General features: G+C 59.7%; 20 protein-coding genes and 3 pseudogenes. 8 read left to right on the top strand and 15 right to left on the bottom strand.

Annotation, left to right across the window (positions count from 1 at the left end):
* Nucleotides 1–647 (top strand): annotated as a pseudogene (locus tag MB818_RS20535) (helix-turn-helix domain-containing protein); the annotation flags it as partial.
* 26 nt (nt 648–673) lie between these two features.
* Nucleotides 674–1,333: a hypothetical protein gene (locus MB818_RS20540; RefSeq protein ID WP_238906276.1), complete on the top strand. Its 660-nt coding sequence runs from the start codon at nt 674–676 to the stop codon at nt 1,331–1,333.
* A gap of 232 nt (nt 1,334–1,565) precedes the next feature.
* Here MB818_RS20540 and MB818_RS20545 read toward each other — a convergent pair whose 3' ends face one another.
* Nucleotides 1,566–1,823, bottom strand: a complete 258-nt coding sequence (locus MB818_RS20545) for a hypothetical protein (RefSeq protein WP_238906278.1) — start codon at nt 1,821–1,823, stop codon at nt 1,566–1,568.
* A 6-nt stretch (nt 1,824–1,829) separates the two neighbouring features.
* Complete coding sequence (locus tag MB818_RS20550) at nt 1,830–2,114, bottom strand: hypothetical protein (protein ID WP_238906280.1); 285 nt, start codon at nt 2,112–2,114, stop codon at nt 1,830–1,832.
* Nucleotides 2,115–2,279: 165 nt separating this feature from the next.
* Here MB818_RS20550 and MB818_RS20555 point away from each other — a divergent pair, with 165 nt between their 5' ends.
* From MB818_RS20555 to MB818_RS20570, 4 genes and pseudogenes are all read left to right on the top strand, one after another.
* Complete coding sequence (locus MB818_RS20555) at nt 2,280–3,551, top strand: adenylate/guanylate cyclase domain-containing protein (RefSeq protein ID WP_238906281.1); 1,272 nt, start codon at nt 2,280–2,282, stop codon at nt 3,549–3,551.
* 55 nt (nt 3,552–3,606) lie between these two features.
* Nucleotides 3,607–4,851, top strand: coding sequence for an adenylate/guanylate cyclase domain-containing protein (locus MB818_RS20560; RefSeq protein WP_238906282.1), 1,245 nt, complete (start codon nt 3,607–3,609; stop codon nt 4,849–4,851).
* Nucleotides 4,848–6,071 carry an adenylate/guanylate cyclase domain-containing protein gene (locus MB818_RS20565; protein ID WP_238906284.1) on the top strand — a complete coding sequence of 408 codons (1,224 nt, stop codon included), beginning with the start codon at nt 4,848–4,850 and terminating at the stop codon, nt 6,069–6,071. Before MB818_RS20560 ends, MB818_RS20565 begins: the two co-directional genes overlap by 4 nt.
* A gap of 442 nt (nt 6,072–6,513) precedes the next feature.
* A pseudogene (locus tag MB818_RS20570) lies at nt 6,514–7,785 on the top strand (site-specific DNA-methyltransferase).
* A 55-nt stretch (nt 7,786–7,840) separates the two neighbouring features.
* On the opposite strand, the gene MB818_RS20575 reads toward MB818_RS20570, so the two are convergent.
* Nucleotides 7,841–8,419, bottom strand: a complete 579-nt coding sequence (locus tag MB818_RS20575) for a DUF3489 domain-containing protein (RefSeq protein ID WP_234178140.1) — start codon at nt 8,417–8,419, stop codon at nt 7,841–7,843.
* Nucleotides 8,420–8,510: 91 nt separating this feature from the next.
* Nucleotides 8,511–8,741 carry a hypothetical protein gene (locus tag MB818_RS20580; protein WP_234178141.1) on the bottom strand — a complete coding sequence of 77 codons (231 nt, stop codon included), beginning with the start codon at nt 8,739–8,741 and terminating at the stop codon, nt 8,511–8,513.
* Nucleotides 8,742–8,857: 116 nt separating this feature from the next.
* On the opposite strand from MB818_RS20580, the gene MB818_RS20585 reads away from it, so the two are divergent.
* Nucleotides 8,858–9,349: a hypothetical protein gene (locus tag MB818_RS20585; protein WP_234140894.1), complete on the top strand. Its 492-nt coding sequence runs from the start codon at nt 8,858–8,860 to the stop codon at nt 9,347–9,349.
* On the opposite strand, the pseudogene MB818_RS20590 reads toward MB818_RS20585, so the two are convergent.
* From MB818_RS20590 to MB818_RS20630, 9 genes and pseudogenes are all read right to left on the bottom strand, one after another.
* Nucleotides 9,305–9,421: pseudogene (locus MB818_RS20590) on the bottom strand (IS6 family transposase); the annotation flags it as partial. The gene MB818_RS20585 and the pseudogene MB818_RS20590 overlap by 45 nt on opposite strands.
* A gap of 92 nt (nt 9,422–9,513) precedes the next feature.
* Entirely contained in the window at nt 9,514–10,170 is a 657-nt protein-coding gene (locus tag MB818_RS20595) for a DUF3299 domain-containing protein (RefSeq protein ID WP_234140892.1), read from the bottom strand.
* Between the two features lie 20 nt (nt 10,171–10,190).
* On the bottom strand, nt 10,191–11,549 hold the full coding sequence (locus tag MB818_RS20600; protein WP_238906286.1) for an ABC transporter permease: 1,359 nt from the start codon (nt 11,547–11,549) through the stop codon (nt 10,191–10,193).
* Nucleotides 11,549–12,235, bottom strand: a complete 687-nt coding sequence (locus tag MB818_RS20605) for an ABC transporter ATP-binding protein (protein ID WP_234140885.1) — start codon at nt 12,233–12,235, stop codon at nt 11,549–11,551. Before MB818_RS20605 ends, MB818_RS20600 begins: the two co-directional genes overlap by 1 nt.
* Nucleotides 12,236–12,277: 42 nt before the next feature.
* Nucleotides 12,278–13,471, bottom strand: coding sequence for a carbohydrate porin (locus MB818_RS20610; protein WP_234217499.1), 1,194 nt, complete (start codon nt 13,469–13,471; stop codon nt 12,278–12,280).
* Between the two features lie 122 nt (nt 13,472–13,593).
* Entirely contained in the window at nt 13,594–14,328 is a 735-nt protein-coding gene (locus tag MB818_RS20615; RefSeq protein ID WP_234164001.1) for a DUF3299 domain-containing protein, read from the bottom strand.
* A gap of 29 nt (nt 14,329–14,357) precedes the next feature.
* The gene (locus MB818_RS20620) at nt 14,358–15,986 is read right to left on the bottom strand and encodes an amidohydrolase family protein (RefSeq protein ID WP_234140878.1); all 1,629 of its coding nucleotides are present in this window, start codon (nt 15,984–15,986) and stop codon (nt 14,358–14,360) included.
* 93 nt (nt 15,987–16,079) lie between these two features.
* Nucleotides 16,080–16,580 carry a DUF1269 domain-containing protein gene (locus tag MB818_RS20625; RefSeq protein ID WP_234140875.1) on the bottom strand — a complete coding sequence of 167 codons (501 nt, stop codon included), beginning with the start codon at nt 16,578–16,580 and terminating at the stop codon, nt 16,080–16,082.
* Nucleotides 16,581–16,818: 238 nt separating this feature from the next.
* The gene (locus tag MB818_RS20630; protein WP_234164003.1) at nt 16,819–18,378 is read right to left on the bottom strand and encodes an amidohydrolase family protein; all 1,560 of its coding nucleotides are present in this window, start codon (nt 18,376–18,378) and stop codon (nt 16,819–16,821) included.
* 193 nt (nt 18,379–18,571) lie between these two features.
* On the opposite strand from MB818_RS20630, the gene MB818_RS20635 reads away from it, so the two are divergent.
* Complete coding sequence (locus MB818_RS20635) at nt 18,572–19,573, top strand: helix-turn-helix domain-containing protein (RefSeq protein ID WP_234182769.1); 1,002 nt, start codon at nt 18,572–18,574, stop codon at nt 19,571–19,573.
* A 161-nt stretch (nt 19,574–19,734) separates the two neighbouring features.
* On the opposite strand, the gene cls is transcribed toward MB818_RS20635, so the two are convergent.
* Both cls and MB818_RS20645 read right to left on the bottom strand, forming a co-directional pair.
* Nucleotides 19,735–21,165: a cardiolipin synthase gene (gene cls / locus MB818_RS20640; protein WP_234164007.1), complete on the bottom strand. Its 1,431-nt coding sequence runs from the start codon at nt 21,163–21,165 to the stop codon at nt 19,735–19,737.
* 205 nt (nt 21,166–21,370) lie between these two features.
* The gene (locus MB818_RS20645; RefSeq protein ID WP_238906290.1) at nt 21,371–24,826 is read right to left on the bottom strand and encodes an indolepyruvate ferredoxin oxidoreductase family protein; all 3,456 of its coding nucleotides are present in this window, start codon (nt 24,824–24,826) and stop codon (nt 21,371–21,373) included.
* Between the last annotated feature and the right edge of the window lie 86 nt (nt 24,827–24,912).

Consider the following 24,912-nt stretch of genomic DNA (forward strand, 5'->3'; position numbering starts at 1 on the left):
CCTTCGATGAGGTCATCAACACCCTGCCGTGTCCGGAAATCGGACATGGGATTGAGGCAAAAGCCGTGTCCGGTTTTCTGCCAAAGCCGTGTCCGGAAAATCGCGAAAGCCGTGTCCGAAATCCGGACACTAACCTTGTAAGAGAACCACTAAGTAAACCAGTAAAGGAGGAGGAGGGCGCGCAAGCGCGCGCAGAGATCTCTGATCGGTTTTTTGGGGACCTGCTCCAGGCGCTGGGCCTCGACCCTGCCGCCCTGCCTGGCTGGTGGCAGGGCTGGCCGCCCCGGCAACACGTCCAGCGCTGGCGCGACGCGTTGGGGCTCACCGAGGCCGAGATCATCGCCACGGCCCAGGCCACCCGCCACGACCATCCCGAACCACCCGATGGACCGAAGGCGCTCGACCGCGCCATGCAGCGCGCCGCCCAGCGCAAGGCGGATGATGCCAGCCGGAAACGCCGGAAAGGCAAAACCGGAATGTCAGCACCAGCGGCAACGCCCAGCGCCGATGTGACAGCCTTCTATGCCGCCTGGGTGAACTCAGACAGCCATCTGCCGGCCTGCGCCATCAGCAACACCATGCGCAACACCATGCTGGCCCGCGGGCTCGTGACAACGGACCGGATGCGGGAACGCGGGGTGCTGTGAATGACCAAACTCGAGGGACCAAAACCATGAGTTACCAGGGACGGATCGACCGCACGGGCGGCACGAGGGTGAAACGGGCGCTGGGCGTGATGGCGGCGCTGGAATGGGCCTTCCGAGTCGAAAAGGCGCAACTCGAGCTGCCGGTTTCACAGGACGCAAACGAAGAGGGCTTTGGCTTCGGCCTCGAATATGTCCTGCTGCACCGCGCGGCGCTGGGCTGCAAGATCGACGGCGGTCAGCACAAGATCGGAACCTACACCCACGAGGATGCGGAGGTGATCGCTGCAACCGTGGCCGGCATGCCGGACAGCTTAGGCGGCAAGCGCATGGCGATCCGCGTGGCAGAACTGGCGCGGGCCGGACTGACGCCCGACTGGATGCCAGGGGCCGTTCCGCGCTGCGTTCCGGTCGAAGTGAAGCGCAATCAGCATGGGGAACGGGCGACCACGGTGGTAGTCGGGACCGAGCGTGTGCTGTCCCGCGGCAAGTGGCGGACGATGGATGTGCTGGCCTGTCCGGTCACCTACGTTCCGCACCCGCAGCAGATCGAGGCGGCGCGGCGTGCCTACGAGGACTGGTGGCAAGCGCTGGGCTGGATCCGGGATGGGCTCGCCGACGGGGGCATGCTGCGCGCAATCGAGGTGACGGAAACGATGCCGAAGGTAAGGCCGTGGCAGCGCAGGTGATGGGGGACAACGACCGTAAACAACCGGTCCCTGGGCCCAGCACAAACGCCCGCCGAGCGGAGTTTTCCGATTCTCCTTGAAACTGTGAAGCGTCGCAACTTCAGCTTCCTCAGTCCCAACGGGATGGACAACCTCTTGAAAGCTCACACCTAGGTGGAGGCCAGCGGCCAGCTTCGCCAACATTTTAGGCGGAACGAACAACATCAGCGTGCGATGATAAATACTACCGGTGTCACTTCAGGTGGATGACCTGCAGTGTAATGGTTCCAATGGGCTCGGCGTCGGATGATAGTGCTTCATCCAGCACTGCCATCAGATACAGGAACACATCTACAACAGGCGAAAGCGCATGCACCAAGGACGCAAGGTCAATCACGCCCATGAGAGCAAAGTCCAAAGCGATCACGACCGCCAAAACCATGTAGAGAGCAGCCAATGCCGATACGCCACCGATGTATGCAAATATTCGAAGGAACATTCCCAATGCCACCGCTGGCTATCCGCTGGCGAAAGTCGAACCCCGGTGAACGCTCGTCATCTGCATCGGGAGTTCTTCAGTTGCTTCATCTCTGATGGCGTCGATCTTGGCCTGGGCGACCTCGGCGGCAGCTTGATCGGCGTATTTCGTAACGACCAGAAAACTCAGGTCTCCCGTCCTGACCATGTCGACGCTCTGTGCGCCCAGCGCCATAACCATCGGAACGTACTTGTCGCGGGCAAGCCCCTCCATTGCATCGGTCCAGTCGGTCGTATCCCAATGTGAAACAGAAATGTACGACATTGCAGTCGCCCCTTATGAGTTTGCTCTCGGCTGAGATTAAGGCGTTCAGAGTACCACATCGCCCAAGTTTACCTTAGGGAAATATTGTTAGCGGTTGGCGTCGAACCTGCAGGAAGAAGCGCAGCTTTTCTTTTTTCAGGTTTTGGAACTAGGCTGGACAACGACTTGAAAGGAGATGCCGAAGTGACGGCAGCACAGCCAGAGTTCGCTTACCGCTTGCCGCGTTTCGTGAAGTGCTATCTGAACTTTGGCCTCGAAGGTAAGGTAAGGCGCGAGCAGCGCCGCCAATTCATGTGCAACGCGATCATGCTCATCTACACCATAGCATCGATTGTACATGTAGTAGCGTTTCTTTCCATCGATTCATCCCTCTGGCCGGCAAGCGTCACTGCTTTCACCATCGGATTTGTATTTCTTATCTCTCCTTTTCTTTATTCAGCGATTCCTGATTTGACTGTGCTTGGTTGGTCTAGTGTTATCGGGGGTCTTTTTACTCTTCAGACGTTTTTGATCGGAAATCAAAGCGGCATGTACCTCTACATGTTGCTGACGCCAATTTTGTGGCTGCCTATTCTGGGTGCAGAAAGGGTCTGGCGCGTGGCGCTGGTAACATTCGGGGCTATCTTACTGATATTGATCTGCTTGAACTATGCAGATGACCCTTGGCTGGCCGTCGCCAATTACCCAGCATTCGCGCGAGGGATGCAAGTGTCCGCTGTAGCTTGGACGGCTGGTTCGATGCTGATTATTGGCTACTTGGCCTTTTTCCGCGCCGAAACTGCCGAAGACGCTCTTGAGGCCGAACACGCGCGCTCAGAGGCGCTGCTCTACAACCTCTTGCCCACCGAGATCGCCGCCCGTCTGAAAGACGCGCCCAATCAGACCATCGCAGACAACCTCGACCACACCGCGATCCTCTTTGCCGATATCGTAAACTTCACCCCCCGCTCTGCCCGGATGGCCCCGAACGATCTGGTGAGCTTTCTGAACCGCATCTTTTCCACCTTCGACGAGCTTGCCGCCAAGCACGGGCTGGAGAAAATCAAGACCATCGGGGATGCCTACATGGTTGCCGCCGGGCTGCCGCAGCCGGTCGACCGGCCAGTGCATCGCATCGCCAAAATGGCCTTCGACATGCTCGCCACCCTGCGTGCCCTCTCGGATGAATTGGGCGAAGAGATCGAGATCCGTATCGGCCTGCATACCGGCCCTGTGGTCGCGGGCGTGATCGGGCACCAGAAACTGTTCTATGACGTCTGGGGCGACACGGTGAACACGGCCAGCCGGATGGAGAGCCACGGCGTGCCCGGCCGCATCCAGGTGACAGCGGCGGCCAAGTCGGAACTGGAGGGTGATTACACTTTCGAGCCTCGCGGCACAGTTATAATCAAAGGGATGGGAGAGGTGAAGACGTGGTGGCTGTTGCAAAAGACCTGACTTACCTCGCTAGATTGGTCTAGGCTCGGCGTATTCAGTCAAGGAGGCCCCGGACTTGGCGAAGGATCAGTCCGAGTTCAATCTAATATTGCCACGCTGGTTGGCTTGGTATTTAGGCAATGTGTTGGAGGGCAAACCTCCGCGACAGCAAAGGCGGGAATTAACCGTAAGATTGGCCGGCGCGTTCGGAATAGTCAGTTCGACTGTTCACGGTGTCTATTACTTGCTTCACGACTCCTCGCTTTGGCCAGCCTCGGCCGGAAGTGTCGTACTCGGTACAACTTGCTATTTTTTGCCTCGTGTCCTTCGGCTCGGAGAAACCGTCTTCACAATTTTTGTTTCTTTGGTCATCAATGGTTGCTTTGTGTTCTATGCGCATGCGTTGGGCCTACAAAATGGCATTATTCTCTTCTTTCTCATCGTTCCCGCCTTACATGTCTTAATTGTCGGGCCGAAATGGCTTTGGCTCACTGTTCTCTCGATAGCATGTTGTTCACTTAGCATTTTGTACTGCTACCTTACAATTTCAGAACCAGCTTTGCCTGCCGCCAATGACCCGACTTTTCAGTTGGTGACACTGTCAATGGCCGCGGTTGCGCCGATCGCTATTATTGCCGCCTCTGTTTTCTTTTCGGTGTCGCGGGCTGACCGAGCCGAAGACGCCCTCGAAGCCGAACACGCGCGCTCCGAAGCCCTTCTCTACAACCTTCTGCCCTCCGAGATCGCCGCGCGGCTCAAGGCTGCGCCCGATCAGACCATCGCCGACAGCCTGCCCAAGGTTGCGATCCTCTTTGCCGATATCGTCAACTTCACCCCCCGCAGCGCGCAGATGCAACCCGAGGAGATCGTCGAATTCCTCAACCGGATCTTCACCGAATTTGACCACCTTGCCGAAAAGCACGAGCTGGAGAAGATCAAGACCATCGGGGATGCCTACATGGTTGCCGCCGGTATGCCGAACCCCTGCGGCGACCCGGTGCATCGGGTGGCCGCGATGGCGCTGGATATGCACGAGGTTGCAAAAGGTCTACCCGACAATGTCGAGCTGCGCATAGGCCTTCATGCCGGTCCGGCTGTGGCCGGTGTGATCGGCAACCGCAAGCTCTTCTACGATGTCTGGGGCGAGACAGTGAACACCGCCAGCCGTATGGAGAGCCATGGCGAGCCTGGACGCATCCAGGTGACGGCGGCGGCCAAGGCGGAACTGGAGGGCGATTACACGTTCGAGCCTCGCGGCACAGTCATGGTCAAAGGGATGGGAGAGGTGGAGACGTGGTGGTTGTCGGGATCACAAAAATGATCCCTGTATTCCGCCAAATTGGTGAGACGCTCTCCTATACACCGCAAAACCTAAGCCAGCGGACCGCACGCCTCTATCTGTTGTCCAAGATCGGTTATCCGTTGGGCTTGGTTTATCACGCAGTTGCTGTGGTCATGTTCCACCAACTGAATGCGATGCCGCTTGTCTACTACAACATCGTCAGCTTGATCGCGTTTGGCCTTTGCGTTTTCATCACTTTGCGGTTTCGGAACATTACCGTTCCGTTTCTGATTGGCCCCGTCGTGGAAATGCCGGTTCACGCAGGGCTGGCAACATTGGCATTTGGTCTGAATTCGTGCTGGTTTCTCTGGGCATTGACGCCAGCAGTATTGGTTTTCTGGATGCCCATCGAACTTCGCGTCAGAGTAGCTATTAGTTGTTTTTCGGCTTTGATCTTTGTTGCAGTTGGGTTGGTTGGGATACTGTGGGAGCCGTGGTACGAAATCCCGATCTTTTGGCTGTCACTGTTTGTTATTTTTAACCTTGTCGGAAACGCGCTGACGTTTTGCATATTGTTTGCCCTGAACACCGAGGTCGCGGCCAACGCCGAAGATGCGCTCGAAGCTGAGTATGCACGATCAGAGACGCTGCTCTACAATCTGCTCCCAGAAGACATCGCCGCCCGGCTGAAGCTTGAACCAGACCGGACAATCGCCGACAGCCTGCCTAAGGTTGCCATTCTATTCGCCGATATCGTCAACTTCACCCCGCGCAGCGCGCAGATGCAGCCCGAGGAGATCGTCGAATTCCTCAACCGAATCTTCACCGAATTTGACCACCTTGCCGAAAAGCACGGGCTGGAGAAGATCAAGACCATCGGAGACGCCTACATGGTTGCCGCGGGTATGCCCAAACCGGTGGGCGATCCCGTCCATCGGGTGGCGGAGATGGCGCTGGACATGTTGAAGGTTGCAGAAACCTTGCCTGACGCCGTGGAACTGCGCATCGGTTTGCACGCCGGGCCGGCGGTGGCGGGAGTGATCGGCAATCGCAAGCTGTTCTACGATGTCTGGGGTGAAACGGTAAACACAGCCAGCCGTATGGAGAGTCACGGGGAGCCAGGCCGTATTCAGGTGACGGAAGCAGCCAAGGCGGAGTTGGATGGGCGCTACATTTTCGAGTCGCGCGGCACGGTCGAAGTCAAGGGGATGGGGCCCATCGAGACGTGGTGGCTAGCCGAGAGATCAAGATCGGAATAATGCTCAAACTGTTCTCTAGCGGCAAGATGCACAAAGGTCTGCTCTGCATCAAAACGCTGAGCACCCCCCCCCCTCTGGTTCCTCCCCGGCGCAAAACCTATGCGGGGGGGCTCAGCGCGGCACTTCGCTAGCGACTGGATTCCTCACCGGGGAATCCACCTGGAATCCACCCTGCAGATGCCGGCCGGAAATTCGACTCCAAAACAAAGGCTTACGAAATCATGAACTGGCTAAGGTGGCCTCCCGGTCGGAATCCAGGGAATCCACCTTCAGGGAATCCACCCCGGCCGGAAGCCACCCTTCTTGGAAGGCTTTGAATCCACGTCACTTTTCGAATTGACAAAGCTGCCCCTCTTGACCTACCCATTGATCATCGAAGAATAGCGCCCGGAGGGAACCCCTCGCGGGCGCTTTCGTTTTCCCTGCATCCGAGAACTGCCCCATGGACCTCGTCTTCGCGCCGAGCCAGGTTGAATCCTGGCCGATTGCCCGGCTGCGCCCCTATGCCCGCAATGCCAAGATGCACGGCGACGACCAGGTGGCGAAGATCGCCGCCAGCATGGCCAAGTTCGGCTGGACCGTGCCCTGCATGGTGGCCGATGACGGCGAACTGATCGCCGGACATGGCCGGGTACTGGCGGCCACCATGCTGGGGCTGACCGAGGTGCCGGTGATCCGGCTCAGCCATCTCGACGAGGCCGAGCGCCGCGCCTACCGGATCGCCGACAACAAGCTGACGGAACTTGGCGACTGGGACGAGGCCCTGCTGCGCGACGAAATTGCGGGACTGCTGGCCGAGGATTTCGACCTCGATGTTCTCGGCATCAGTGATGACGATCTGGATGCCCTGCTGCGCGACCCCGAGGCGCTGGGCGGCGATGGCCCGGTCGAGGGCGAGGACGATGTACCCGATTTGCCGGTCACGCCGGTGTCGGCGCTGGGCGATATCTGGCAGCTCGGACCGCATCGCCTGATTTGTGGCGACAGCACCAGCGCCGATGTGGTCGGGCGACTGCTGGGCGATGTACGGCCATTGTTGATGGTTACCGACCCGCCCTATGGTGTGGAGTATGATCCCTCCTGGCGCAATCAAGCCGGCGCGGCAAAGACCAAGCGCACCGGAAAGGTGCTGAATGACGACCGGGCCGACTGGCGCGAGGCATGGTCTCTGTTTTCCGGCGATGTCGCCTACGTCTGGCACGGGGCGCTGCATGCTACGACGGTGGCCGAGAGCCTGACAGCGGCGGGTTTTGCCATCCGGTCACAGATCATCTGGGCCAAAGACCGACTGGTGTTGAGCCGTGGGGATTATCACTGGCAGCACGAACCCTGTTGGTATGCTGTGCGTGCCAAGGGCAAGGGCCACTGGGCCGGAGATCGCAAACAGACCACCCTCTGGCAGATCGCCAACCGGGACCAGGACGCCGACACGGTGCACGGCACCCAGAAGCCGGTGGAATGCATGCGCCGGCCAATCCTGAACAACTCCAGCCCCGGCCAGGCAGTGTAAGAGCCTTTCATGGGATCGGGCACAACAATGATCGCGGCCGAAACCACAGGCGGGGTCTGCTTCGGCGTTGAACTCAACCCGGCCTATGTCGATGTTGCCATCGAACGCTGGCAATCGTTCACGGGCGATGAAGCGGTTCTGGCGGAAACCGGCGGGATTTTTGCAGCCCTCAAGAACAGCAGAGCGCGCTCGCCGGTAAGCTGACTTTCCGCCATTCCGGGGGATCGAGTTTCGGAGCCGCCAAAACGATACCGATAAGTCAGTTTGTGGATGGTATGGACACGAGGTCAATCCGGTACACCGTCGCCCTGCCCTCAACCTTCTCAGCGGTGATGGGCAGGCCCAGCTTTTTCTTGAGCGCGCCCGAGATCATCCCCCTCACCGAATGCACTTGCCATGAGGTCGCAGCGACAATCTCTGTGATGGTCGCGCCCTCGGGCCGCTGCAGCATGGCGATGATCTGCGCCTGTTTTGTGCCGGCACGGACGACGATGGGGTTCGAGGCGTCACTGACCTCGGACGCCGCTCCCGTCTCCACCTTCGCCTTGCGCGCCCGGGCGGCCGCACCAGCCACCACCGGCTCGATCCCGATTGTTGCCAGCCCGGCCTCGGTGGTAATGAGCGTGGTGCCGTGACCATCGCCGGTCTCACGCCACAGGGGTTCTCCCTGGCGCAGGTTGGCGTCAACCTCTTCAAGCCAGCCACGGGACATCATCTTGCCGACGACTGTTCTTGCGGCAGCGCCGTGCAGCCCGTCGGGCAGCGGCAGGGCCAGGTTCCCCGGCCGGGCGGCCGCACGGGATAGAATGATGGATTGGGTATCGGTGAGATTTGACATTGGGACCTCCGGGGTTTTGGCGCGCGCCTGGCGCGCCTTCTACGGAGGCAAGCCCCGCTCTCGCGAGGCGCCAGTTTCGCCTTTGGGCGCCTCAGGCGGCGTGTTCGACCTCGCCAAAAAGGAAGTCGGTGATCTTGCGCAGATCGGCGGCGACAGAGTTGAGCGATCCGACGGCGCCCCAGTTGATGGCCTCCTGGTCGAACTCAAAATGGTCGGCGCTGAGGGCTTTCAGACGATCGAGCATCACGTCGATCTCGGTCTTGGCGGCGATGAAGGCGCTCAGGGCCTCGTCGTTGCTCCGGGTCTTGCGGCAGGTGGTCATGGCGGGTCATCCTTGGGTGAGTTGCATCGTTTTCTTGCGATCAGACTCGCTCTGTCGCGCCGATCTATCAACTCAAATCCGAATGATATCATCGGCTTGAGTGGAGCATTCTGGCCATGCAAGAGATGAGCGAGCGAGAGTATGCCGCCCATTCCGGACTGTCGCGCGGCGGCGTGCAGAAGGCCCGCCGGAACGGGCGGCTGGTGCTCTTCGACGATGGCTCGATCGATGCAGACGGCTCGGATGTGCGCCGGGCAGATATGACCGACCCCGACCAGCAGCGCCGATCGCTGGGCGAGGACGGATTGATCAGCGGTCCGGGTGAGACCTCGTCTTATCTGAAAGCGCGCACGGCGCTGACGGTCTACCAGGCGCAGGAACGCCAGCTTGCGATCCAGAAGAAGAAAGGCGCGCTGGTCGACCGGGCGCGGGCGGAAACACTGGTGTTTCGCCTCGCGCAGCAAGAGCGGGATGTCTGGGTCACCTGGCCCGGGCGGGTGGCGGCCCTGTTGGCGGCGCAGATCTCGGCGGAGGTGGAACGACAGACCGGGATATCGGTGACGATCGAAACCGCGCTCATGAGGCAGATCCTCGACATTGCGCCGTGACAGGGGAAATCTGACGTACAACATCACCACCAGACAAATGATCTCTGGGCTGATGTGGAAATATTTGAACAGATCAGGTTTCGGTGCGCCGAGAGCCCACGAGAGCGCCCTGCCCGTCTGAACCGGATTTCTTCTGACACCGCCGTCTGGAGCCGACAAGATCCTCAGCTGCCATAGTCCTCGACCAGCAGCGGTTGCATCGAATAGCTGACATAAACCGGAGCCTGTCCGTCGACATAGCCAACCGTCTGAACCGAACTCTGGGCGACCATGGTCCCGGTGATCCATACGGGGGTGAAGAGACCGTTCACCTCGATGCCCTGGGGATACACGACATGGACGATCTGGTTGGCGGGCGGAGGCGGAGTATGGATGCAGGCGCCGACCGTAGGCACGAGGAGAAACTCGACGACCTTACGACCCTTGAATTCCAGGGGCAGAACATAGCCCGGCAGACGGACGCTCATGCCAACGAGGTCTTCGTTCACCTCGGTGGCCGCGGCTTCACGTTCTTCCATGATCGCGAGGCGCGCGGCGAACAACCCGTCGACATCGAGGCCCTCCTCGGCCAATTGTTTGCGCAATGCTTGCGCTTCGGCGCGGGCTTCAGCGTCATCGCTCCGCTCGGCCCGTGCCTCGAACCGCAGGATCTGGCGGAGGCTGTCCATCTGGTCGCCGGTGAGGTTCTCGAACGGGTTCTCGATTACGGCGGCTGGAGGCGAGAGCGTATCCCAGGAGATTTCCCGCGGATCAGACGCTTGTACGAGACCCGGAGGAACGGAAAGCGAGAATATCAAGACGAGGCGGGCGAACATGGTCATGCAAATATCCCCTTGATTTATCATAGCCGAACCGACAGTCCGTCGGCCAGCGTCATGCGATAGACCCGAATTGCCGGGACAAGCGAGGCAATGAGCCCGGCGCAGAAGATGAGGAAAAGGGTGGGCAATTCGCGCATACCGAACACATTCAATCCCAATCGCAGACCGAAACGGGCGGATAGGATCGGGTCGGTCACGAACGTGGCCACCGTGAGCAGAACAAGGCCAAGGATCAGCCCCGCCGCGGTGAGGACGGCGGCTTCCGTGACGATCAACGTGAAGATACGCGTTGGTGTGGCCCCAACAGACCGCAGGATCGCGAATTCTCGGCGGCGGGTGTCGAGGGTCGCAGAGAGCATCACCACCATGCCGATCATTCCTGCCAAGGCCACGGCCCAAGCCATCAGTCGCATCGCGCGCTCCGCCGTCCCGGTGATCCCCCAAAGCTCGGCGAGCGCGACCGCCGGGAGGACTGCGCTCAACGCATCAGAGGGGCGTTCGTTGACGGCCCGTTGCAGGCCGAGGACATTGGTCCGATCAATCAACCCAACGTAGACAGCATTGATCCGGTCCGGTTCGTGACCGTGTCCGGCCTCCGTGCCTTCGGGGTCGCCATGATCTTCGTGGTCCTCATGCGCTTCGTGGTCGCCATGATCTTCATGGTCGTCGTGCGCGTCATCCTCACCATGGCCGTCGGCGGGCATAACGGTCGAGTCCAGGGGGTCGGCCAGCGGCGCGTCTTCTTGCGCATGCAGGGCGTCGAACCCTTCGAGCGTGACGAAGACCATCCGGTCGACGGCGGTGCTCGTCGGCGCGAGCACGCCCGATATGGTGAAGGGCGCGTCGTAGTGCAGGTCGAAGGAAACCTCGCCCGCGCCGTGGGCGTTGACGATCACCGCACCGAGGGCATAGCCGAACCGTGCCGCGACCTCGGCCCCGACCACGGCGGCATCCGCCCCGTCACCGGAAAGGAACGTGCCTGCGGCGAGGGAGAGAGGTTGACCGCCAGAGTGTCGGAAATGCTCGAAATACGATGCATCCGTCCCGATCACCGGATAGCCGCGATGATTGTCGCCCATCTGGATCGGAACCGCCCAGGCCACCTCGGGCCGATCTTCCAGCCACTCGAAGCTGTCCCATGTCATGCCCGTCCCGGTGCCGCCGACGCCGAAGACGGAGGCCATCAGGATCTGCACCGGATTGCCGCGCGGCGCCACGATCAGGTCGATCCCTGACGCGGAGTTGGCAAAGCTGTCGCGCGCGCCGTCCCGGAGCCGCTCGACACCGAGGATCAGCGCGACGCTGAGGCTGATGGCCAGCACAGTCAGGCCGGCCACGAAGCGGCGGTTCCACAGGCTGCGCAGGCTGAACACTAGCATCAGGCCGCGCCCCCGTTGAGGGCGACGAAATCAACACTGCGGTCGAAATGATGCTCCAGGCTGCGGTCATGGCTGACGAAGAGCAGCGCGCTGCCCGCTTCGGCGCATTCCCTCGCCAGCAGATCGACAAAGACCGCCTTGGCCGCCTCATCGAGCGCCGAGGTCGGCTCGTCCGCCAGGATCAGGTCCGGCTTGCCGATCAGCGCGCGCGCGGCGGCAACCCGTTGTTGCTGGCCCACGCTGAGTTCGTTGGCTGGCTTGGATACCAGGGACGGATCCGACAGGCCCAATTCGTCGAGCAGATGTCGGGCCGTTCCCGCAGGATCCTCACCCGCGCGCGCAAGCCGACGCTTGGAAAATGTACAGGGCAGAAGGACGTTCTCGAGCGCGCTCAGCCACGGAATCAGATTGAACACCTGAAAGATCATGCCGATATGGTCCACCCGGAACCGATCCCGCGCACCGCCATTCAACGCGCCTATGTCGTTGTTCGCGACCAGGATAGCCCCCGGTGAAACATCCACCACGCCTGCGATAGCTGAGAGGAGCGTGGATTTTCCGCACCCGCTGGGGCCAAACAAGAAATTCCGCTCACCCTGAGCCAGCGACAGGTTTGGTATGCGCAGCGTCGCTTTTTCCGACCCGGGCCAATTGAAAGTCAGGTTTTCGACGTGCAACGCCCTCATTCGATACCCCCCCTCGGTTTTTTTGACACAGCCCCAACAGGGTTAGAATACTGCTCTCAAACGTACTCCGAAGACCGCGATGGCGTCAGAGCTCGGATCGCCGATCGGATTCACAACATATTGAACCTGAGGCGTGATCTGGAAGAAATCGTTCAGATCATAACGGTAAAACGCTTCCAGCGTGTACTGATTCAGCGAACTTCCAGGTGCACGTCCCCAATTCAATCCAAGGCCGGCTAAGTCCTTACCACCGCGTGCCTCGTATGCAGTCGCAAAGCTGATCGAACGATCCAGCGCAGTACCACCACCGTTTGCATAACCGACGCGAAACGTACGATGCCAGGAACCGGAACGGCCGCTTGCGGCAAATGAGACACCATGACCCTCCGGAACGCCGGCTGCAGTGCGTTCATCAACCTGCCAGACTGTAAGCTGCAAGAGCCGATCAAAGAGTGCCCCCCAATCAGGGGTCCAGCCGATTGCGAAATGCTTGAAGGTTTCGCCGGTCTCGAAAAGGTCTTTTGCGCTTCGACCTGGGTCAGATGGATCACCATTTGCGTGTGCGAAACCAGCCAGAATGACCCAATTATTATCGACCCGCCACCTGAGTGCAGCGCCCAAACCCTGACTGGGGGCCGGAAAGGTTGATTGCTGCTGAAACTCAAGATTTGTAAACGCCGTCCAGGGGTTCGCCAGCCCATCGACATTCACATAGTCGGTGACATCGACCTGTCCGATCACGAAACTGCCGCGACCGCTCGCAAAGCGCTGGCGCCAATAGAAATTGGTCAAGACCCAGCCCGCATCGCTGAAGGTGGATGAGAACAGACCGGCATACCCAAGAGACGGCCCAAGCGCCTGTGTGGACATCCTGTTTCCGATGGCGGATCGGTTCTCGACCTTGAAAACCAACGTACCGTCGTTCGACGTGTTCTGACCCACGGCCCTCCATGTGCCATAGAGGCGAAACGCATTCGAAGATGCGTCAGAAGGTTTTTTGCCGGAATTCGTGCCCAAGTATTGGATTTGATTGTCGATACCGAAGGAGACGCCGGCTCGAGCTTCGAAGTTCTTTCTCTGGGCGATTGCCCCCTCAAGGAGACCAGTTCTCTGACCCTCGGCCTCAGCCGCGAGTGTGCCAGCTACACTGAGGCGCGACTCGAATCCGAGGTTCTCCAAGCTTTGTGCAAGCGGTTGCGCCGGATATGCGAAAAGCAACAAAAGAGAAAAAATCACCAGTCCCGCCCTGCTCCTGCAGGGACGAGGGCCGAGCAAAGACCCAGGTTGCGCAAAGATCATCTGTCAGCGCCCAAAGGAATTAAGTTGGTGAAACACATCCAGGCTTCGTTTCAGGCTGTTCATTCCGAACCCTGCACGACGGCCAAAGGATCGATACCGCCCTGCGCGCCTTGGCCGATCTCGATCTCCGCGACTGGTCCCTGCACGGTGATCCTGTAAGCAGACAAATTCCACATGCTCGTCATGCGCACGGTGCCATCCAACATGAATATTGTCTGATCTTTTGGGTCCGTAGACAAGGTGCCCATAACGCGGACTGGCACATACAGGTTCCTGGTTGGAAAACTTCCCTCATAACGGACGCGCACCAACTGGTTCGGCGGCGGTGCCGGTTTGTGACTGCATAGCCCAATCTCGGACACCAGGTAACCCACCGAAGCACCATCCGGGTCGGTTTCAGCGGGTATCAGGAACCCATCCAAGACAACTTCGGCACTGTCATAAGCAGGATTGGTTGCGAGCTTGGCGCGTTTTCGTTGAATTGCCACCTCCCAACGGGCCGCCAGCAGTTCCTCAATGTCATGGCCTTCTTGCGCCAGCGATTTGCGGGCCTCATTGACCTGAGCAGCAAGCCTGTTTCGCGTGTTGGCGTCAAACGTCTCGCTGTTCAATCGCTCTTGCAAGCGCACGACAGTGCGTAGGTCTTCCAGGTCCTTCAGTTCCATCTCGATGAATGGATCTTCGAAGGCCAACGCGGCAGGATCCGGCAGTTGGTTGAAATCGATGGCGCGGGGACCGGCCAACATCGGCGTGGCGGCCAGAATGGCCGCCACAGTTGTCAAAAAGAACCGCATTCCAAACCTCTCAAACGCACAAGGCAGTTTCAATTGCCGCCTTTCGGAGGAATCCCGGGTGCCACATCCGGCATCCCGGTCGAAAACTCTCGGTTCCAAGCCTCTTCCGAGACCGGCTCGAAACGCGGCCCGGCCTCGGGCTCGAAACGGATCGGCTGGCCAGCGAACACTTCCAGCAGTTCGTCGTCGCGCACCGTGACCTCGCCGTTTACAATAACGGCCTTGAAACCTGTCGATGGGATCGAGCCCTGATCATAAGTGGAATTGTCGGTCACGATCTCGGGATCGAACACCACGATATCTGCGACCATACCCTCTTGTATCCGGCCCCGCTCCTGCATGGCCTTCAGCCCTGTCCGGCCCAAATGGTGCGCGGCGTTGTAGCTGAGGATCGACAACAGCTGCATAATCGGGATATCGTTCTCGCGCCCGAGGCGCAGCGTGGCAGCGCGCGCACCGGCGCCGCGCGGATGCATGTTGCCCAACTCCTCGAATGGAGTATTCCAAGGTGCGAGCAAGGGCTCGGCGAACATCGCATCGCTGGCCATGGTCGTGCCCTTGAGTGTCAGCCATTTCAAGGAGTCTTCGGGCGGCATCTTGAAGAGCACGATTTCCTTGGTCGGGGTTTCCTCCACGGCCTTGTTATAGCTTTCCAGCGTATAGAAATCTCCAGTCACAGGATCCTGCAACGTATCCTCGTAGCTGTGGCCCAGGCGATCTACCCAGTTTTCTGGCTTCAGGAAGACCGCGTTCAGCGCCGTGGAGCCCGCAGCATAGGGATAGATCTCGCCCCAGATGTTGTAACCCTGTTCCTGCAAACGCTGAATGAGTTCGTGGCCAAGGCGCCAACCCGGGTTGTTGTAGTGATTGATCGTGGCCGGCGCGTCCAGAGCCAGCGCGTTGGCGATGATTTCCTGAAGGCCGAGATTCTCGAAAGTGGCGTTGTCAGGGGTAAATCGGGTGTGTACGGCTGTATGCCTGCCATAGCGGGCCGCAACCTTCTGCACTTCGAACATCTCGCGCGAGGTCACACCATCCCGCATGTAACCAAGGGTGCTGCCGATACCAAGACCACCGTCCTGAAGACCCTTGTCAATGATCCGCAGGATCTCGTTGCCCGTATCGTAGTCTGCCTCGGTCAGGCTCCAACCCGAACCCTTCCGAATCTCCAACGCCGCGGCGGGTCCATGAAGCAGGATTTCCTTGTCGGAGAACCCGTCGAGAACGATGGCGCGGGCCTGCTCATGGCTGGATGCACATCCGTAATTCGCCTGCGTCACACCGGCACGCGACTCGTACCACTCGGCGATGATTGTGCCGGCGCAGCCCTCTTCGATGTCCAGGCTGGTGGTCAATCCGTCACGAAGCCCGATTGAATAACCCATCGGCTGCTGCCAGTGGAAATGGGTGTCGATGAAGCCGGGCCCAACGATGTGTCCGGAGGCATCGATTTCCTTCGTCCCCGACAGGGGTTCCTTGGAAATCTCGACGATACGACCGTCCGAAATCCCGACATTGGCAATGCCGTCATACAGGGTCTCAGGGTCCATGACCCGACCATTCAGGATGACGAGATCGTAATCCTGGGCTTCGGCAGTACCTGAGACCAGCACGAATGACGCCAAGGCCGACGCCACCAAGACTGAAGGGTATTTCATTGGATTGCTCCACAATAGTTATTTCGAGTTTTGTTAGGCTGATATCGGTGCATCTCGGATCACCCATTATCGGCGACACGATGGGACAATTTATCAGCCGGTGTGCTTGAGTGCCGCGCGCAGTGCCTTCATGTCCTTTTCGTCAATGTCTGTTGACACGATCGTGCCACCTAGCGGCTCTACTGCCGACGCGAAGTCATCCAACGTCGCGTTTTTGCCCACCAGGACCAGAGCAGATGTATCTCGTTCAAGCGAACCGGCAAAGTCCGCCAGCACAGGATCGTCAAAGGCCAACTCGTCGATAGCGCCAAACATTGCACCAAAGCTGCCGCCCATTGCTGCGCCCGCGGCCGCCCCAGCAGGACCGAACAACAATCCAACCAGCCCACCCGTAATTAGGCCCCAGCCGGTTTCCTCTCCCAGCGCACCATCGGCTGACCAAGTGCTATGAATGCTCAGCAAGCCAAGATGGTTGCGCGACACCACGGCTACGTCATCACACCAAGCGTAGGCCGGAGCATAATCTTCAAGCGTACTAAGTGCCTTGCGAGCAGTTTTCTTTCCTTGAAATTTTACAGCTTTGAAACCGTACATATGATAGTCCCCTTTTTGTCTATTGGTCCTTGGTAAAGTGACCTTGTTGGTCCTTCCAGTTTCCGAGCATTTCCCTGGCAACCGACGTTCTCTGGTTGAGGTTAAGATCCCGCATGGAGGCGTTCTTGTTTCCTGATCCTTGTAATTTCACCTTCGCAACATTGGCCGTTGTGTTTCCAAAGCAGTGCGGCAATCAGAACTCGCTTTCGAGCCGATCCGCCGAGCAGATGCGCGCAAGCTACTGCGCAACTGCTCGGCGGATCGGCTGTCCATGCGGCGCGTCGAGGAGGAGGCTTCCGTCGCGAACGACAAACCCGCCGTTCACGAGCACGGTCTGCACGCCGACGGCCGGTTGGTTGGCGTTCTCGAAGGTCGCGCGGTCCGCAACTGTCTTGGGATCGAACACCACGATATCGGCGTCCATACCCACCTGAAGCCGGCCCTTTCGGCGCATCTGTGGCACGAAGTCTTCCAAAGTCTGCGCCGGCATCAGAGACATCTTGCGGATCGCCTCGCTTAGCGATAGCACGCCGCGCTCACGCACGTAGGAGCGCAGGATCTTGGCGAAGGTCCCGGCCGAGCGCGGATGGGCAAACACGTTGTCCGGCAGTGGCCACTCATCGCCGGTATAGGTCTGAATATTGCCGTCGTCGTCGAAATAGGACCAGAACGTCGCATCCGAAGCGATCAACGTGGCGGGATGCGTCACCGACATGTCAAGCATGGCGAGATCCTCGGACTTGCTTTCATCCAGGAAGTGCCAGGTGATGAAGGTGCCGGGCTTGTTGGCCTGGTAATCGGCGAGTTCGTCCTCGGTCATCCGGTCGGCGCCAAGCTGAAAATTCTCCGAGGTCGATTGCATTCGTTCCCGCCAGTCCGGCCCGGTGAACATGGCGGCGCCGACCACAGTGCTGGCCGCGCCGTAGGGATAGGCCTCGACGGTGATGTTGATGCCCTGCGCCATCGCCTCTTCCACGAGGGCCAGCGTGGCCTCGATGTCCGCCATCGAGGTACTGTTGATGTGGCAGATATGCATATGCGCGCCGGTAATCGCCGCGTTGGAAATCAGTTCCTTCAGCGCCTCGAACGAGCTTTGCGGTTCGATGACGCTGGCATAGCGGACATGGGTGTAGGTCGCGACGCCGTATTCATTGGCCAGTTCGGCCAACGCGAAGTATTCTTTTTGACCATATCCAGGCGCGTATCCGGCGTTGACCCCGATACCCAGTCCGCCCTCCTTCAGCCCCTGTTCGACCAGCGACAGGATTCTCCCGGTCTGGACTGGGTCGGCGATGTCCATCTTCCAGCTGTTTTCGGCCTGGGCCTGTTGGAAGAATTCGACGGTTGCCAGCGGGTCAGTGTTGTCGAAGGTGGCAATCCGGCCATAGGTCCAGCCCGCCGCCGCACCGTAGTTGATCGGCAGGCTCTTGGCAGCCTGTCCGTCGTACCAGTCGCCAATTGGCAATACGCCGGATTCAAGCTCGAGCGCTGTCGTCACCCCCTGCATGGCCTGCATCCGATAGTCGCCGATGCTCTGCCCATGTGCATGCAGGTCGATGAAACCGGGAGATACGACATGACCCGTGGCATCGACCACGATATTGCCCTCAAGCGGGAATTCGCTGATCGCCGAGATACGGCCATCTTGGATCGCTACGTTGCGAATTGCATCCAAGCCCGTCTCAGGGTCTATCACACGACCGTTCATGATGACGATGTCGTTGGCCAGGGCCGCGCTGGCTGTGGCGACCAAGATGGCAAAGGCGCAGCTACAGTGGAGTGCGTTTTTCAAGAACATAAGCGTTATCTGTCAATGTTGATGGGCTTCAAGAGTCGTGGCGTTCGCGTTAGACCATACATGTTGCCGACACACATTATCGTACCGCTGATGGACAGCTGCAGTTGATTTTCGTCCTCAAAAGATAATTAAATAGAAGCAATGCAAAAGCTTGCGTATCGCCGGGTCGAGTTTTCATACGTAGGACAGCTGAATGATTAATGATGGGATCGCATTCAACCGTGCACTGCAGCTTCAGCCGTTTCTTGAACTATTCGAACAGCTAGGCGGCAACACCGATCGAGTGCTCAGGGCCGCTCACCTCGAAAGCTTCGACCTCTCGGACCCCGCGACACTCATTACAGGTAATGCGCTTTACCGTGCGGAGCAGGAAATGGCTGATGCGCTCGGTGATCCCTACTTCGCGGCCCGCGCCGCAGCGGTGTTCGTGGAGGCTGGTCCAGTTTTTGTTCGAGAAAGCTTCAAAGCATCACGCACGCTGGCCGAGTTTCTTCCTCGTGCAATCCTCGAAATCGATCGGCAGATCAGCAATATCCACTATTCCCTTGAGATTAATGTGGATTTCACCGTGATCTTGGGCAAGAGAACTTTCAACCCGTCGGCACCGATCATTCAGGCCGATGCCGCACTCGCGAGTATTTGGGTAACCTTACTGAGATTGGCGGTCGCCCAAGAGTTCGACCGCTCGCGGATCTTGATCGTAGTGCAGGAAGACGCCGGCATTCCACCAGACCTTGTACCAAAGCCTTCGATCTTGAAACAAAAGTGGAACGGCGTAAAGATCCGATTTCCCACGGAATGGTTACAGCTGCCATTGGAATTGAACTGGAAAATCCCGTCTGCCAGGCGCGGAGAGTTCGATGATATATCCCGACGCGAGGTCATAAAAGTTTGGTTGGAAATCGCTTGTCACAAAGGGATCTGCGAAGGATCCTTTGGCTTGAAAGACCTTGCCCATCGCATCGATGTGCATCCAAAGAGCTTGCAGCGCACCTTCACTTGGCTGGGGACGTCGTTCCAGAAGACTCGAGACAATGTTCGAAAACAGAAGGCACTAGAGATCCTTGGCAGCGAGCGATCCATGAAGAACGAGGAAATCGCCGAAATGCTCGGGTTTTCGAACGCCCCAAGTTTCTCTCGAGCATTCAAGAGATGGACCGGCGTCACACCTACCGAGTTTCGGTTGAAGCTGTGATCGGAGCTGTCATTTGAAGACGTATATGGACCCCGCCTGATTGCAACGGCCTGGTTGGACGTGGTTCGTTGATCAAGCTTGCTGAAGTATACCCGAAGGAAGCTTCGCGTTGCAGATCTGTGACCTGATCACTCACCCCCCCGTCAGTTAGGGGTCGGTGGTTAAAGAACTGGCCCGACGGTTGCCAAAACGTTGTTCCAAAGCCGCTCATGCCAAGGCCAGCCCTGTACCTGTTCCAGGGTGACCGCCATGCTTGCGGCTATGTATAGCTTCTGGCGCGCACGCAGTTCGGCGGTTAGAGTGGCATCATGGAAAAGGATGTTGTTTTCGTAGTTCAGGTCGAAACTTCGCCGGTCCATGTTCGCCGATCCGATCAGCGCTAACTCGCCGTCCACGGTCATGGATTTCGTGTGCAGAAGGCCGGGCTGAAATTCGTAGATCTTTACGCCCGCGGTCAGCAGATCCTCGTAATAGGACCGGCTCGTCGCCCCGACCGCGAAATCGTCGTTACGTGCCGGGAACACGATGGTCACATCGACACCCCGGTTGGCCGCGGCACAGAGTGCCGCCTGTATTGCCTCGGTCGGCACGTAGTAGGGCGTCGTGATGACAAGCTCTCGCAGTGCAGTGTACATGATGCTCTCGAACATCTCGGGCATCGCAGAATTTCGTACCGTCGGCCCCGTCGCCACCACCTGTGCGGTGAAGCCAGGCGTTTTCGGGCCCAACGGCGCGTCGAGGACATCGCTAATGTCCTCGTCGAAGTTGGCCATCCAGTCGCTGACGAAGAGGTGCTGCGCCTGTCGTACCACTGGCCCCTCGAACCGCATGACCGCATCAACCCAAGGCGCGTATTTCGCCTTGGGCAGAAAGGCAGGGTCGGCGCAGTTCTGGCTGCCGCAATAGGTGACGCGGTTGTCGATCACCAGGATCTTGCGATGGTCTCGAAGATCGACCCGGCCGTCGAAAACCCGCCAGAGCGGATTGCCTATCTTCAAGGCACGGGCCAACTTCACGCCCGCATAGCCCATCGCCTCCCAATGCGGACTTCGGATCAGGTCCCGCGAGCCGAGATCGTCAACCATGGCGCGGCAGGTCACACCGCGCGCCGCCGCGCGCTTCAGGGCCTCGACCATCTTGCCGCCGTTACCGTCAGGTAGCCAGATGTAGAACATCAGATGGACGTGGTCCTGAGCCCCGTCGATATCGGCGATCATCTCGTCGATCACAGCATCGGAATCTTTCATCAACCTCGCCCGGTTTCCGCCAACAGGGTCGTATCCACTGATCGAGCGGCCAATGTTGAATAGCTGCGCGTATCGGTCCGGGACAGGGGTCGCGAGAACCCCGTTTTGCGCCGGTTCGGGTCCCGGTGGCTTCGGAAGTTCCCGAAGAACTTGTCTCAGTCGCTCTACACGCTTTCGGCCAATGCTCGTTTCGCCAAGGAGCAGGTAGGCGACAACGCCCGCGACCGGCAGCGCGAAAAGCACCGCCAACCATGCGACGCGCGCAGACGGGTCACGGTGCGGCCGCAGAAGAACGCGCGCCGCGCAGGCAAGTACCAAGGCATAGTGCAGGGCGATCCAGATCATAGGCTCGTGCCTCCTCGCTTGCGCCAGATGCTGCAAATGCCGCCCGTGCGCGAATGCGAAACTTCTCCCAGCCGAAATCTGTCTGACGCTGCCAGTGGCCGAACTCTTCCGGTTGGGTGCCGGTAGCCGACCGCAACGCCCGCGCACCGATGTTTGTCTTGCCGGGTGTGACCTTGTCCAACCTACGTTTCATACAGTGTTATTGTCACGCTGCATTTGCGGTCGGTTTGGTGACCGCGGCCTTCAACGCGGTGCGGCGCTTCCTGGCTGCAGCGGCGTGGCGCTCGCGCACGTGTCCGTAGCCGCGGATATGCTCGGGCAGGTCCAGCAATTCGGTGATCTGGTCAGCCGAAGCCGGTGAGGAATTGGCCAACGCGAATTCGATATCTTCGCGGTAGTCGGCCAGCAGCCTGCGGGCAAGCCGCGCCTCTTCCGAGTTGCGGAAGGGATCCAGAAGCGTGCCGCGCAGTCCGCGCATCCGGTTCATCAGGTTGAAGAACCGCATGGCCGTCTTGCCCTTGACCGCGCCCTTGACCATCTTTCCGGTCTTCTCGTCGCGCCCGCCATAGGGCCAGGCGCCAAAGTAGAAGGTCAGGTCCAGATCGCCATCAAAGGTCTGTGACAGGGCGTTCTTGAACGAGGGCTTGCCGTAGAGGCGCGCGACTTCCCACTCGTCCTTTACCGCCATCAGCTTGTAAAGACCGCGCGCAACCGCCATCACCGCCGTGTCGCCAAGGCCCGCTGCCCTGACCTTTTCGACCGTATCGCTGTAACTGCGGGCGAATTCCGCATCCTTGTAAGCGGTCAGTTCCTCGACTCGTCGGGCTACAACCTCCTGCAACGTCGGCACCCGGCGTACCTCCAGCAGGATCGGCGCGGTTTCTCCGGCAAGTGCACGCACCGCGTCGGGGTCGGCATAGGCCAGGCGACCCAGGTCGAACGCCTGCTTGTTGCGCGCGACCGACACACCGTTGAGTTCGATCGCCCGGTGAATTGCGGCCAGCGACAGCGGGATGCCACCCTGCTGCCACGAGGCGCCCATCAGCAGCATGTTGGCAAACACCCGGTCGCCCATGACCCGTTCGGCGAGGACCTGTGCGTTCATCCCGTGCGCACCCTCGCCCAAAACCCGGTGCAGCCGCTCGAACTGCTCGCTGCCGTTCAGTTGCCAGTCGGGGTTCCTGGAGAACTCGGCCGTCGGCACCACGGTGGTATCCGTTACCGCCACGGACTTGCCCGGCGTCAGCTTGGACAGGGCCTCGTCCCCCGCCGCGACCACGAGGTCACAGCCGATCAGCGCATCCGCTTCGCCCATCGCGATCCGAGTCGCGCGCATCTGGTCGGGGCTGAGCGCCAGCTTGATATGGCTGTGCACCGCGCCGTATTTCTGCGCCAGCCCGGTGATGTCGAGATTGGACGAGAAATAGCCATCCGCATGGGCGGCCACGGCCAGCGTCTGACCGATGGTCACCACCCCTGCCCCGCCGATACCGGAAACGAGGATCGACCAAGACCCGTCGATATCACGCTGGGCGGGCATCGGCAGGTGGCTCACATCAATCGCGATGTCGGCCTTTTTCGCCTTGCGCGGCGTGGCCCCCGAGACCGTCACGAAGGACGGGCAGAACCCCTCGACGCAGGAGAAGTCCTTGTTGCACGAGGACTGGTTGATCACGCGCTTGCGCCCGAACTCGGTTTCCAGCGGTTCGATCGCCATGCAGCCCGACACGGTCGAACAGTCGCCGCATCCCTCGCAGACTTCGGGGTTGATGAACACCCGCTTGTCCGGGTCCACCCATTTGCCGCGCTTGCGCAGGCGGCGGCGCTCGGTGGCGCAGGGCTGATCGTAGATGATCACCGAAACACCGTTGTGGGTGCGGATGTCCTTCTGGACCATCTCCAGTTCGGTGCGCGGATGCAGCGTGACCCCGACGCCCAGCGACTTGCCTTCATATTTCTCCGGCTCGTCGGTGACCAGCGCGATGCGCTCCACTCCTTCGGCGCGGACCTGATCGATCATCTGCAGGGGCGAGAGGTCGCCATCATGCGGCTGCCCGCCGGTCATCGACACGAAGCCGTTGTGCAGGAGCTTGTAGGTCATCGTCGCCTTGGCCGCGACAGCGGCGCGGATCGCCATCATCCCGGAATGGAAATAGGTGCCATCGCCCATGTTGGCAAAGACATGCTGCTCGTCGGTGAACGGAAATTGCCCTAGCCAGAGCGCGCCTTCGCCACCCATATGGCTGATCGAGTTGGTGGTCGTCGGATCGCGCATGACGGCCATCGTATGACAGCCGATCCCTGCCAGCGCCCGGCTGCCGGTAACGACCTGGGTCGAGCGGCCATGCGGGCAACCCGCGCAGAAGGAAGGCGGGCGGATCGTGCCTCCAGCAAGCGCGGGCGGAGCATCCGGCCGGTTCGGCATGGAGATACCGCAATCGGGGTCTGTTTCGTTCGCCACCCGTACCAGGACGCGGGTGACCATGTTAGGGTCGATCTCGCCTGTCATGGGAAAGGCGCAATCCTCTACCGCCGCCGTGTAAGCATTGCCATAGAAAGTCTTGCCCACGATGCGCGGGTTCAGGCCCGAACCGTATAGAATCGACCGGATCTGGTCTTCGAGCAGCGGGCGCTTTTCCTCGACGACGAGGATGGTTTGCAGCCCTTCGGCAAACTGGCGGATTACTGCGTCATCCAGTGGCCAGACCATGCCCAGTTTCAACCGGCGCACTTCCGTGTTGCCAATCTTGCCATTGCGGTAGCCAAGCCCTGCCAGCGCCTGGCTCAGATCCTGCCAAGCCTTGCCGGCGGCCACAATGCCGATCCGGGCCGCGTCCGAACCGTCCTGACGGTTCAGCCCGTTGGCACGGGCATAGGCAAGGACCTTGCGCAACCGGACCTCCCACAAAAGTCGTTCCTGATCCAGGATCGGCACGAAGGGCTTGATCGAAGTGTCGGGACCGGTGTCGTCGGGCACGGTGATCCTGGGGCTGTCAGGCGCGACAAGGACAGATCCGCCACCTTCGACCACATCGGTGACCAGCTTCATCCCCACCAGGGTCGAGCCATACCGGCTCAGCGCAATGCCATGCAGGCCCAGGTCCAGAACGTCCTGCGCATTGGCCGGCGCCAGCAAGGGCATGCCCAGTGACGCAAAGTTCATGTCCGAATAGCAGGCCACCGTCGAAGACTTGGCTCCGTGGTCGTCCCCCACCAGCAGAAGCGTGCCGCCCTTGGAATTGGTGCCCGCCAGGTTGGCGTGCCGCAAAGGATCCATCGAACGATCCATGCCCGGCGCCTTGCCGTACCAGATCGAGAACACGCCATCGACCTTGGCCCCGGGGAACAGACCCACCATCTGCGCCCCCCAGGTCGCCGTGGCCGCCAAGTCCTCATTCACACCCGGTTGAAAGTAGATGTTGTTCTCCTTCAAAACCTTTGCCGCCTGCCACAGGCTCATGTCATAGGTCCCGACCGGAGAGCCGCGATAGCCCGAGATGTAGCCGCCCGTGTTCAGGCCCGCCGCCATGTCCCGCTTGCGCTGCTGGATCGGAAGTCGCACCAGCGCCTGCATGCCGGTCATGTAAACCCAGCCCTCCTCCTGGTGCAGCCGGTCCTCCAGCGTCATCTCAAGGCGTTTTACGGAGAGTTGCTTGTTCATTGGTGCGTTCCTTTCGCAGCCGGGTCACGTGACAAGTTCCGTGATAGCAATTCGACGAACCGGAAGATTCATCCACGGCTTCAGAT

Origin of the sequence: Ruegeria alba, from assembly GCF_022321465.1 — a bacterium.
GTDB classification, from domain to species: Bacteria; Pseudomonadota; Alphaproteobacteria; order Rhodobacterales; family Rhodobacteraceae; genus Ruegeria_B; species Ruegeria_B alba.